Annotated in this window: 10 protein-coding genes; 8 read left to right on the top strand and 2 right to left on the bottom strand. The window is 56.5% G+C overall.

All coding sequences use genetic code 11. The annotated features are described in order from the left end of the window. Nucleotides 1-396: 396 nt before the first annotated feature. Nucleotides 397-657: a hypothetical protein gene (locus AWB78_RS20795; RefSeq protein WP_062607654.1), complete on the top strand. Its 261-nt coding sequence runs from the start codon at nt 397-399 to the stop codon at nt 655-657. Between the two features lie 161 nt (nt 658-818). On the opposite strand, the gene AWB78_RS47675 is transcribed toward AWB78_RS20795, so the two are convergent. Beyond that, nucleotides 819-1,070, bottom strand: coding sequence for a hypothetical protein (locus AWB78_RS47675; RefSeq protein WP_198399310.1), 252 nt, complete (start codon nt 1,068-1,070; stop codon nt 819-821). Between the two features lie 1,260 nt (nt 1,071-2,330). Between AWB78_RS47675 and AWB78_RS20790 the strand changes: the two genes are divergently transcribed. From AWB78_RS20790 to AWB78_RS20780, 3 genes are all read left to right on the top strand, one after another. Continuing rightward, complete coding sequence (locus AWB78_RS20790; RefSeq protein WP_062607653.1) at nt 2,331-3,338, top strand: GlxA family transcriptional regulator; 1,008 nt, start codon at nt 2,331-2,333, stop codon at nt 3,336-3,338. Nucleotides 3,339-3,408: 70 nt separating this feature from the next. Beyond that, nucleotides 3,409-5,769: a polysaccharide biosynthesis tyrosine autokinase gene (locus AWB78_RS20785; RefSeq protein WP_082883364.1), complete on the top strand. Its 2,361-nt coding sequence runs from the start codon at nt 3,409-3,411 to the stop codon at nt 5,767-5,769. 100 nt (nt 5,770-5,869) lie between these two features. Continuing rightward, nucleotides 5,870-6,985, top strand: a complete 1,116-nt coding sequence (locus AWB78_RS20780; RefSeq protein ID WP_062607649.1) for a glycosyl hydrolase — start codon at nt 5,870-5,872, stop codon at nt 6,983-6,985. 54 nt (nt 6,986-7,039) lie between these two features. Here AWB78_RS20780 and AWB78_RS20775 read toward each other — a convergent pair whose 3' ends face one another. After that, nucleotides 7,040-8,293, bottom strand: coding sequence for a hypothetical protein (locus tag AWB78_RS20775; protein ID WP_157697584.1), 1,254 nt, complete (start codon nt 8,291-8,293; stop codon nt 7,040-7,042). On the opposite strand from AWB78_RS20775, the gene AWB78_RS20770 reads away from it, so the two are divergent. From AWB78_RS20770 to AWB78_RS20755, 4 genes are all read left to right on the top strand, one after another. Next, nucleotides 8,292-8,489: a hypothetical protein gene (locus tag AWB78_RS20770; RefSeq protein WP_157697583.1), complete on the top strand. Its 198-nt coding sequence runs from the start codon at nt 8,292-8,294 to the stop codon at nt 8,487-8,489. The two genes, AWB78_RS20775 and AWB78_RS20770, sit on opposite strands and share 2 nt — an antisense overlap. Before the next feature lie 447 nt (nt 8,490-8,936). Continuing rightward, entirely contained in the window at nt 8,937-9,461 is a 525-nt protein-coding gene (locus AWB78_RS46660; RefSeq protein ID WP_157697582.1) for a hypothetical protein, read from the top strand. A 389-nt stretch (nt 9,462-9,850) separates the two neighbouring features. Continuing rightward, entirely contained in the window at nt 9,851-11,041 is a 1,191-nt protein-coding gene (locus AWB78_RS20760) for a glycosyltransferase (RefSeq protein WP_062607641.1), read from the top strand. A gap of 215 nt (nt 11,042-11,256) precedes the next feature. Next, nucleotides 11,257-12,147, top strand: a complete 891-nt coding sequence (locus tag AWB78_RS20755; RefSeq protein WP_062607639.1) for a polysaccharide deacetylase family protein — start codon at nt 11,257-11,259, stop codon at nt 12,145-12,147. Nucleotides 12,148-12,362 lie beyond the last annotated feature (215 nt).

Genomic DNA, 12,362 nt, shown 5'->3' with positions numbered 1-12,362 from the left:
GGCTCGCGAGACCAGTTCGGTCCGGGCAACAAGTTCATCACGCCGATGATCGCGAACGGCAAGGTGTATGTCGGGACGAAGAGCGGGGTCGCGGTGTTTGGATTGTTCGCGAAGTAAAGTCGCCGGCACGCCGGAACCGGCACGCGCTATTTTGTCGCGACAGAATAGCGCTTATCATGCTCGCACGACTTATCGATCATCATCTGCGTGATGGCGGCGCGCAGTATTGAGCGCGCCGAATCAATGCGTAATTCCGTTCGAGCCGCAGCGGCTCGAAACGCTCGTCTTAGCTCGGTTCACAACAGCACGTTTCGCCGCGGAGCGAGTCAACGAAGCAATCTCTCGCTTGGGACCGATTTCCTGGAAGTGGGCCGGTGTTCAACAAACGAGCTTTGCATGGAATCACACGAGCAGTCCATCGAGCGCGTTCAGAAGCTCGTCGATCAGGCCGAACGCCTGCGCATGCGAGCCGTCGCGGTCCCGCTAAAGGACTTGCGAGCCCTGCTCAAGCTATGCCAACCGGAGAGTGCTCAGCAGCATTCCGCCAAATCGTCGCGTCGAATCTGGCTTGGTCAGCGCATAAAGCCTGGCATGGACAATGTTCCGGGAACGGACGATGACAGTGCCTCAGCCGCGGAAGGCGGAGCGCTCCCCTGACGCATCCCATCGCAATTCCAGATGTTGGCACTGGAAAGGCTTTCGATGCGACCGCGTCGCGTGATCTCGATGATGGTGAAATCGGGCCGCCGCTAAGCAAGGGCAAGGCCGCGTTGAGAACTACCGGGGGCCAGCATCAAACGTGGGACAAGGTTAGTCCCTCAATCCGGATAGTTGGATGAGCGATCTGAAGAAGTAGAGCGATAGGACGCAATGCGGCGCCTGGATTTCAGGGCCACGCCGACGAAGCCTCGTCGACGCGCGGGCTCGTCGGCACGGTTGCGACGCGAAACCGATTCGTCTCGAGAGCCGGGTCTTAGCAGGTCGGCGACCGCCAACAGCGCAAGCGCGACCGTGACCCAGAAAAAAATCGTGAATACGGCTAGAACAAGTCTCATCGGATCTCTGAACATTTCTACTTGTCCTATCGAAGGAGACGTCATCGATTCGCCTGCGCGCTCACGCACTCATCCGCTCGATTGATTCGAAGCACTGCAGCGGCGCCCACGCTGGCGATGATCCAGTTTTCGCCTCAATGCCCTTTTCATGAGGCCTTTTAGAAAGTAGATCGTCCGGCGCTTTCTACGCTCCCGGCGCTTCTGCAACGTCGCGTAGCGGATTACAGATAGCCCGGAACGATTCTGTTCGGCGACAGCCCGCGCAGCGACGCCATGCCCAGACCCGCCCGCACTCGCAAGGACGCCGTCAAAACTTGCCGCGTGATTTGCATCATCACCGTGCCGTCCGTCGTACCTAGCATACGTCATGAAGAAAAAAAATCTGGCCAACACCTTGGTCAATCCTGCCAAGCATCCTCGTCCCCGGAATATGACGCGCGAGCTCCGAAATCGCTGCTCACCGAGGGATGCTTTCGAGTTACCTTAGGTCGAAAGCATTCGCTAAACCTGTGACCCTTTTTCCTTCCTTCATCGCATTCGAAATGCCAAACTTCTGTTAAACAACGGGTAAGAAACCACAACGGCGTTTTTCGGCAATGGACGTCTGGCAATTTTGAAGCAGAAAATCACCGCCTTATCCAACGCAGAGCATGCACCTAAGTCAATGAGGAGAATCCCTATCAACAACCTCGGGGTTTCCACAAGGAGGGGCCAGAAAAAACGTTTGCGAGGTGCGACCGCTGGCAGTCTCGCGCCGTGGCTTTACCCCGCCCCCATAAGCGCCACGGGGCTACGGAGCGATCTTCCGTCATAACGATGCAAAACTTACTGACCCGATTATTTCAAAAATAGCTAGTGTGCGGTTCCCCACAGTCGTTAGAGATTCAAGGATGCAGTATCGAGATCATCGATAGCTTTGGCGCTCGCGCCTTCGCACTTGTGGTGGCATCTGAATACTATCGATTCAATTACATTCACAGCTCTACTTTACAAACGTTCGTTTTCCCAATGAGTATGGCTGCGTGTAAACCCCTCATTGGATCCAGTAGATCATAGGTTCATCGGATACATCGTCAGTACACCGCTTCACGCAACAAGCGCGTCGATACATGAACTCAGGAATGTCGTATCGTTTCTCGATCGCAGACTGTCTTTGACTCCTGCCATCATGAAGGTACAGCAAACAGGTTCATCCTCCCCGTGACATATTACGCAGTACACAGTATGTGCAAAGGGCATTTAATTAATGATATGAACCTTTGAGGAATCACGGCCATGTCTCGCGCCATCTACGCCTGCAAAGCAGAGTTCAGCAGTGACGCCAAGCGATCCGCCGGGAACGTTGTTAAGCGCATAGGCATCGTTTTATACGACGGCTTCTCTCTCACCGCAACCGGCACGATGATAGAAGCCCTCCATATGGCAAACGAATTGCAAGAGTCCGTCGACAGAAAGGGCCTGACTTATAACGTTTGTTTGATATCTGCCCGTGGGGGCATGGTTACGTGCTCTTCCTCTGTGTGCGTGTTCACAGAACGCCTGGATGCACAGTGCTTGCATGACTTCGATGCCATCTATGTCGCCGGTGGAGCAGGCGCCACGCGTGCCTCGGAAGACGACCGACTCATTCATCTGCTGAAAGTCGCAGCTTCCCAGGGCATCGCGATCAACGCGCTGGGCAACGGGCACGAGCTTTTGACGACCGCCGGTCTGATATTCAGCAACTGGTCGTTTCTTGAACGCGACGCCTCGGCGAAGGATGCTAGCCGGCCCCAGGCCGACCGCAGCGATGCCCTGGTCCATTCGCTGGCGCTGCTCAAACGGGATATTGGCTACGATATCGCGGCGTCGGTGGCCGAGCGTCTCGTGTTCAACAACGACCAGCACGTATCGAGCATCTTGAGCAAGCTGGGTACGCCGACCGTAGCCGAGAAGGCAAGGGAATCCGCGCGTTGGCTGGAGCGCAATTGCGGCAACCCGGTCTCCATGATCGACGCTGCGCGACTTGCCGCAATGAGTGAGCGAAACTTCTGGCGGCTGTTCAAGCGGGAGATCGGACTCACGCCTTCGCAATACCTGTTGCGCGCGCGCCTGCAACTCAGTTGCCAGTTGCTGACGAGTAGCGAACTCCCCATTGACAAGATCGCTCGCCGGACAGGCCTGAGCAACGGGGAACGGATGTCCAAGTTGTTCAGAAAGCAGTTCTCCATGTCGCCCACCGAATACCGTGCGCGAAACCGGGGAGTAAGCGCAAGCCAGCCTGAATATGTGGATGTTTCATAGCGCCAACCACTAAGCGCCTTGCCAGTGCGAGTGTATCGGCCGGAAGTTTCTAACTGCCCCGACCTTGGAGATGGCGACTTTGAACTCACCTTTCATCGATGCTCGACTTTCCTCCCGCGCCGGCAACAGCGACGGAGGCTCCTCATTGCGTGACACGCTTTTCTTGATGCGCGATCACGTTTGGACGCTGCTGGCATGCGTGGTGGGCGCGGCCGCGCTGGCCGCCGCCTATGCGTTTCTTGCCACGCCGATCTATTCCGCAGACGCCATCGTTCGGGTCGACCCGACCGACTTGAACGCGCTCGGCATTTCAAGTCAGACGAATACGGTACAACAACAGCAGCAGCAATCGGGACATCAGGCCACGGCGGCAGAAATCGCCGTGATGCAAAGCCGTTCCGTGCTGGAACCCGTGATCGGGCGGTTCGGGTTTGACGTCGAGGTGAAGCCCCACACATTTCCGATATTGGGTCGCGTGGCGGAGCTGTTGGCAAAGCAAGGCCATCCCTCGTCGCCGTGGCTCGGGCTGGATTCATTTGCATGGGGCGGCGAAAAGCTACGAGTAGGCTCGCTCTATGTGCCTCCGACTCTGGAGGAAAAGCCGCTGGAACTGACGGTTCTGGACAAGGGAAGTTATGAACTGCGCGGTCCGGATGGAGAGATCATGCTGCGCGGCATTGTCGGGACACAAGCCAAGTCCGCGGAGGGCGTTTCGATAACCATCAACGAGATCGTCGCCAGGCCCGGGACGCAATTCAAGGTCGTCCACCACAATACCTTCGATGCGATCGAAACGATGCGACGCCAAATCCGCGTCGCAGAGGTGACGAAGGATACGGGTATCGTTCAGATATCCTTCACCTCGTCTCACCCGATACTGACAGCGGACGTCGCCAATGCCCTCGCCGAGCAATACATTGCGACGGCCGTGAAGCGGCAGCAACTCAACGACACGAACACCCTCGAATTCATCCGCCAGGAGCTGCCTCGCCTGGGCGCCGATCTGAGGCGTTCAGAGGAAGCCCTTAGCAGCTATCAGTCATCGTCGCAATCACTGCATCCGACGGCCGAAGCGCAAGCTTATCTTCAAGGCAGCATCGAACTTCAGCAACGGCTCGCCAGCTTGCAATTGCAGCGGACGCAGTTGATGCAGCTCTTCACCGCGAATAGCCCGCAAGTGCAAAACATCGATAAGCAGCTTGCCCAGTTGCAGAAAGCAAGTAGCGCGTTCGATACACGCTTCGGCAGGATGCCCACGTCCGAGCGGCGCAGCGCAGAGCTTACGCGGGACGCAAAAGTCGCCGAAGCGATCTATCTCAGCATGGTCAACAAGGCCGAGGAGCTTTCGGTCCGACGTGCCAGCACGAGCGGCGGCGCCCAGATAGTGGATAAGGCTTTGCGTCAATACAAGCCAATCAAGCCGAATCGCCTTCTTATCATCGGAGCGGGCGGCGGACTTGGCTTCTTAGGCGGCATGTTGCTCATCTTTCTGCGTCGTCACGTAATGACCGGTGTCACAGACCCCTTCTTCGTGGAGCGTCGCTTGAGCGTGCCAGTGATCGGTGAAGTGTTGTTCAGCCAGAAACAGGCTCAACTGGATCAGGAGATTGCGACCACGACGATGCGGCATGTGTCACCCCGCTCATCCGCTGGCTCGACGAGTTTGATCAAATCCGGTGAGCTACGCGACTCTCATCGCAATCCGCAGCTTGAAGGACCCAGCGTTACGCCGGAAATAGTACGGGAGCGCGCGCGACTCCTTGCGCTGAGATTTCCGAATGAACCTGCGGTCGAGGCACTCCGCGCGGTGCGCACGGAGGTATGCGAGGAACTGGCGCAGAGGCGAATCAATATCGCCATGTTGACGGGTCCGAGCCCCTCCGCGGGCAAGAGCTTCGTTGCAGCCAACCTGGCGGTTCTCCTCGCCGAAATCCGATTGCGTGTTCTCCTGATTGACGCTGACATGCGACGCGGCAATCTCGCTTCCTTTTTCAGGCAATCGAATCCAGGCGGTCTTGCCGACGTTCTCGGAGGGACCATGCACGTGTCCGATGCCATCCGTTCTGTTGGCGTGCCTGGCCTGTCCTTCATGTCGTGCGGTTCCTATCCAAGCAACCCGTCCGAACTTCTGATGATGCCTGAGTGCAAGAAGACCCTTAACGAGCTCAGCGAACAGTTCGATGTAGTGTTGGTCGACACACCGCCGATCCTGGTTTTAACCGATGCCGCGATCATCGCGCGGCAGGCCGGCGCAACCATCCTCGTGCTTCGGTCCGGGATGCAAAGCGAAGACGAGATATCGGACACTGTGAGGAAACTGCAGCGTGCGGGAGGAAACCTTCTCGGATCGGTGTTCAACGCGATACCCATGCGGTCAAGTAATTGGCGAAGCTATGGATACCCTTCGGAGTACATGCGCACGATACAGTGACTTCCTTTGGATTGAGGTTCAAACGTCTCATAGTGCTGCTTTTGGCTGACACTATTCTTATCGAACGCTCCACCACTCAGCTTCGACAAGTGTAAGCGATATGTCCAGACGAACCTTGATCATTGCGGCCACGCTGATGGGCGCTGGAATGTGGCTGGGAATACTGCTATATGCCGATCACTCCCGCTCCAAAGTACCACACGGCGCCCACGATGCCGCACAAGGGACAGTCGAAAATGCCAACGCTACTTTGCCGCCCCCACCCAAGATCACCTGCGGAACGAGAACGACAGGGATTTTTTATGGAATAAATGGTCACGTGCAGCAAGGCGGCGCGTATTCGGAAAGCAGCTTCGATCTCCAGCTGTCGCAACTTCGCGAACTCGGCGCGACGATATACAGACAGGACGTTAGCGATGCGGAAGGCGCGAGAACCGTGTCCGAACTCGCCAGAGCAGCACAGTCGCACTGCATTGGTGTACTCGCGGTATTGACGCCGGCCGCCCAGAGCCATAAAGATGAGGCGGCTGCGTACGCGGATGGCTACAGTCTTGGTCGCACGGCCGCGATGATACTGAAAGGGGCCGTAAGCTACTACCAGGTAGGTAACGAACTCGAAATCGACGTCATTCATGCTGGGGCCAGCGGCAACGAACCTGCCGACTATGACAACACCAAGTTCAAGAAAGCACGAGGATCGCTCCTCGGCATGATTGCGGGGGTAAAGGAGATCGATCCGTCAGCCAAGATCGTGCTCTCTGCACTGGGCTGGATCCATTACGGCTTCTCCGACATGCTGCATGAGGGTTCGCAGCCAGACGGCACTCGTGGACACCCCATCGTCAATTGGGACATCACCGCATGGCATTGGTATTCCGATATGGGTTCGATCACAGCCGCGGGAGATGCGCGCACCAATGTTTTAGAACATCTGCGCGTGGCTTACGGCAAGCCGATCTGGATCACCGAATTCGGTGTGCGACCGGACTACAAGGACGGAGATGCGGGATCCTACTTGACAGGTAATGAGGCACTCGCGGGATATGTCGCCAATGCAAAGACTTATGGCATTCAGAGTGTGGTTCTGTACGAACTCTATGACGACCTCCGATATGGAGGGGACGGAAATTACGGTTTGATCAACGACGATGGCAAGACCCGTAAGCCCCTTTTCGAAACCGTCAGAAATTTCATCGCGAAGAATCAGATGCCTTGACAAGCCAGGGCGCGGCGGAGCGCACCACGATTCATTCACTGCTCCGCTCGAGGCCTACGTCAGCTGGACATCGATCTGCCGATTTTCGTAAGCCCTTGCAAACCGCTGCTGTCGCAACCGTGAATAAGCAATTGCAACGAAAGTCCACGGCGCGAGATAGGCAAACTCCGGTACGGACACCATCAGCATCACCCACGTCGCGACACAGCACTGACGTAGCGCCGTCCCCCTCACGTCCGAATCCAGCCTGAAGGCCGGGTACAACAAGAGCAGACTTAGGGAAAGCGTTCCGATCAGTCCAGTGTTGACAAGCATCGTGGTGAGCAGATCCGTCGATCTTATGTATCCGAAGCCGATCCCGAACAACTGATTGGCGAGCGATCCGTCCATCCAAAGATCGAGAGACGCGCGGAAGAGATCAGATCGCTCGGCCCCGGATACGTTGTTACCATCCATTTTGTCGATGATGAGTTGCTGGAACATGTCGGCGATGTAGTTCCTTGCCACATAAGCCACCACGCCCAGCAACAGAATCCCGAGTATCACCTTTACCGGATTGAAGCGAAGCTTACTGAGCCGGATCAACGCGTAGACGCAGAATCCAATGAAAGCTGTCGATGACGTGCTCATGACGAGCGACGCTCCGAGAATCCAGACAGGCCAGCGAATTTTCGATGTCGCGTTGAAATAGATCCAGAAGGGAAGCATCGACACAGCATACATCGACGGTTCACCGGTAAGACTCTTGAGTCGCGGCATCTCGAAGCCATGAATCGTAACTGACTGAAAGAGGCTTCCAATGACATTGCCTTCTTCCGCGGTTCCCCCGCTGTTCTGAAAATCAGCACCAAACGCGCGATTGGTAAGAAAATCGCCTGGCTTGCCCATCACGCAAAAGTATACGAATTCATACATTCCGTAGAGCGCAAGCACCGTCGCCGAAGCGAGCAGCCACTGCTCCCACGAGGGCTTGAAGAAGATGTACAGGTACGCGCCATAAAGCACAACCGCCAGGAGATAAATGGACTGTGTGAATAGACTCTTTCTTAAGATAAATGTCCACTGATCGGTCTCGTCCATCAATACTACTTTTGTAAAATTCGGAAAGTAAGGCGCCATCGCATTCGCCAATTGCGATCCGAGAAACATCACCGCCCATGAAAAAACGGCGACGAGCAGGAAAACCATGTAGCGACTGCGAGCCGTCCCGGCGCATGCAAGCGCCACCGGCAGTGATAAAAAACACAAGAGATAGCCGGCGGTGCTGCCAGGGATCGAAGGCAGGATAACTACCGACGTAATGGGCATGGCGAACGCCCATACAGTAAAGTACCGGTCGATGAGGGACGAATTACCTGTTTTCATTGTCGATCGGACTATCTATGAAGAGCTGCAGTTCGCGCCGGGATTTCGCGCGCTGCGCTGGATTGATCGATTACCGAGCGATGCGCGGCACGAGAATGATGAAGTCCTGCAGGGAGACGTGGCGGCCGCGTTTACTTAATGGATCATTCGACCGATTCGTTAGTTAGTATGTGGGCTTGCACACTTTGACGGATTGATTCTGCCCGGCACGCCGTCGCTACCTGCGTGAAGCTTCACGACATGCCGCCAAAGGTCTTACGTTTCGCCGGCGCGTTATGCCGGTCTATCGAGGGCGGCTGTCTTGCGTCTTTGAAGCGGTGCCTTCTCTTGTCGTGCCGTGTGTCGTTGGGATCTGACGTGATTGCGCCGTTGCTGGCGTACTAGCCCTCCACCCCGTTCGCATGATCGCTTGTTCCAGTAGGGACTGCGATTCGGCGTGTTGAGCATCGAGCGCAAGCGCTTTGCTCGCATGTTCCCGAACGCATGCCCACGCGCCAACGTTGGCGCACGATCGCGCAAGGGCCACCTCCGCATCGCGGGTATGAGCAGTCGAAGTGGATTCGCTCACGGGCGATGAGGCGTCGATATGGATCGCTTTCGACTCGACCGTACCTTCGTCCGGTACGGCCACCGCCAGATCCACTGCCTTGCTGTCATGGCGCGCCGCGCTCGGGCCATCCTCGTCAGGGCTTCCATCGATGCCCGGCGAATTTCGGTCACTGTACGCTTGCGTCACCGGCGCCGCTTCGTTGCGCTCCCCTACCTCCACGAAAATGATTTTGCTTATTGCGAGAGTCAGGAGGAATACCATGCCTACGGCAAAAGCAAGGAAGCGCCTTATTACAACACTGCGCTTGTTGGCAGCACCCGCAACATCGTCCGTGCGATTCCAACGGACAAACGGGCTTGCTCCCGCTCCAACCTGGCTCTCTGGGCCAAGATCCATATCGCAATGCGGACATACCTCGGCGTCAGACGCGACCAGCCTCTGGCAATTCCTGCATGCATAGAACCGGTGTCTGGGAAAGGAAAAGATGCTGCTCATGCTGATCCTCAGATGCAAGCAAGGTTACGGGCATGGCGCATTACAACGGACGATAGATCATCGTAGCTTGATATCCGCGAGTGCGCAAACGATGTCTTTCTCTACCGATCCAAACTTCTCGCGGCACAACCGATAAACAACGAGGGACGGGTCGACGACTTCGCTGCAACGTCGCATGTAGGGGCGATAACAGGCTGAGATGACAAATTACCTGCATCAGAAAGAAGCAATGTCGTGCTTAATATCGTTGTTGCTGGTCATGGACCAAACTATTACTATGACTATGAAGCACGTCGCATCTTTCGAGCGACGCGAAAGTCTTCTTTCCGCCCTGGCGATAGTTCATCTACACGTACTCTGGGCCGTAACGCAATACTTTTCTGCAAACCACAAGCGTCTTCGCCCGTCGCGCGCACTGCGCTGTATGGAGAGATTCGTACGTCGAGGAGACAGGCATGCAGCAGTGCAGAGTGTTGGTAATCAACGATTTTGTGCAAAAAGGCGGTGCCGAGGAGGTCTACCGCCAATCCGTCGAGTCGTTGAGGGCGATGCCGGGCGTTGATGTCAGATGCTTCGACAATAGTTGTCTTGATCCGCACGCGCCTGCGTCGCCGGCGTGGAACAGTGCTGCGGCGAAAGCCCTGGAGGAGGCTATCAAGGACTTCAGGCCGCATCGCGTGATGGTTCACAACTATCACAGCGTGTTGTCGGCGTCGGTGCTCGGCACCATTGCCCGGTACAAGCGAAAGTTGGGCTATTCGACATACATGACGTGCCACGACTATCACGTTGTCTACTACAACCCATTGCTGCAGTACTACACAAAAGATGGCACTCACACGGTGCCGCTCGAGGCGTTGAATACCCTGCGCACCCTACGCTTGCGATCGAGCAAGAAGGGGCTGATTCATGACGCGCTGAGAAAGTGCTATTGGCACGCAATGCGTGCATTGATCAAACCCGAGCGCGTGTTCGATGCTGTCCTGTGTCCGAGCCCATTCATGCAGCAGGCGTTGCGTCGGCGTGGCATCGTCAATACTGTGATGTTGCCCAATCCGTCGGCAGTCGATTTGCCGCCAACGCCACTCAAAGTGAGCACATCACCGCGCCTCAATCTGGCGTTCGTAGGACGGGTCGCACCGGAGAAAGGGCTTGTGCAGTTCATCGAGCTCGCACAAGCCGCCGGCTTCGCGCATATTCAGCGGATCGAGGTCTATGGCGACGGTCCCGATCGCGCCGTGATCGAGCAAAGGTTCGCATCGCTCGTTGCAAGCGGCCAGTTAGTCTTCTTCGGCCGGCTCGCGCAGGACGATCTTTTCACGCAATTGCGCGCGTCCGCAGATGCGCTCGTGCTACCGTCGTTATGCGCCGAGAATGCACCGCTTGCGATCATCGAGGCGGCTTCGCTCGGCCTTCCTGCTCTGGTTCACGATGTGGGCAGTTTGTCGACGTTCGGTAATGAGGTCGGCAACAAGGTTATGTTCCGGAGCGATCCGTCCAGTCTTCGAGCAGCGATGTCACAACTCGTCGAACACCTGTCGCAGACAGGACGCGAGTATGACATCAGCGAGTATTCGTCTCGTCATTACGCGACACGGCTTGCTTCGCTCATGCGAATCGGCGATGGGAGCGCGATGCCCGCTTAAACCATTTGAGCCGATGCGCACGCGGAGTCGAAACGGTACTACGCGTAGTCGACCGTGTCGGCATCAGTTCGCGCTGAGTTGGCCGTGGCATAGAATCTTTCCAGGCCAAACGTCAAGGCTGCGGCAAAAATTCCAATCACGACGAGATCCGGCTCATCGCAGTCCGGTTTTTGCTGTACGAATCATGTTGGACCTTCAACCACCGAGAGCGATCGATGAAAGCGAAAACGCTGTTAAGAGAGACCTTTGCGCGCATCGTCGTATATTGCGGCATCGCCAAGGCAACGCGCTCATTGCTCTGGCGCGATCGTGTGGCGTTCCTCCTCTATCACGACCCCGACCCCGCCCTCCTCGACAAACATTTGGAGTACCTTAAAAAGATTTGCGACATCATTCCGATCGACCAGGCCAACGTGCCGGGGCGCGGTCGACCGAGAGCGGTAATAACGTTGGATGACGGTCACGCGCGCAATGAGCTGTTGCTGCCCGTCTTGATCAAGCATGGCGTCAAACCGACCATCTATCTATGTAGTGGCATCGTTGGGCACGCTCGCTCGTACTGGTGGCTGGACCCCGCAACAAAAAACGCGGATTTGGAGCGCCTGAAGCGGCTGACGAATCGGGAGCGACTCACCGAACTCGGTGCCCGCGGCTATCGCCAGGACGGCGACACGAGTCCCGAATACATCGGCGGCCTTAACGCTGCGCAACTCGAAGCGATGCGCCCATATGTCGACTTCCAATCGCACACGAGGTTTCATCCGATCCTGACACGCTGCGACGATCAAGAATGCGTTGACGAGATCGCCGGATCGAAGCGCGAAGTCGAGGAACTGCTAGGCGGGTCCTGCGAGCATTTCGCCTATACAAATGGAAACTACGGCCCACGCGAAGTCGCGGCGCTGAAACAAGCGGGATATAAGACCGCCCGCACGTGCGACGTCGGCTGGAACGATGAGCACACGGACCCGTTCCGGCTCAAGGCCTTCGAACTCCCGGACGACGCCTCCGTTTCATGGCTTGCCGCGAACCTCACGGGCATCCCACTGTTTCTGCGCCATCTGCGGCTCGGCGGTAACTGGAAGGGCTATAAACCACAGTTTTGAAGTCACGGCGACGTCAGCATACTCCAGCGTGCGGCTGATTCGATTCGTTCGAATGCCGAACGACACGTCGACGATGCTGACGAACGTCACACGACAGCCCAATTCCGATAGAGATGTCTCGAGCTATCGTAGACGCAAGTGGACGAGCTCGTCCCAGCGACTACTCGAAATTCGGTCTGACCGAAAGACGAGGCTTCGCCGCAACGAGCTCGACG

This window comes from Caballeronia calidae, from assembly GCF_900044055.2.
Lineage (GTDB): Bacteria > Pseudomonadota > Gammaproteobacteria > Burkholderiales > Burkholderiaceae > Caballeronia > Caballeronia calidae.
Note: the sequence above shows the minus strand (reverse complement) of the source record. Positions and strands in the feature narration are given on the sequence as shown.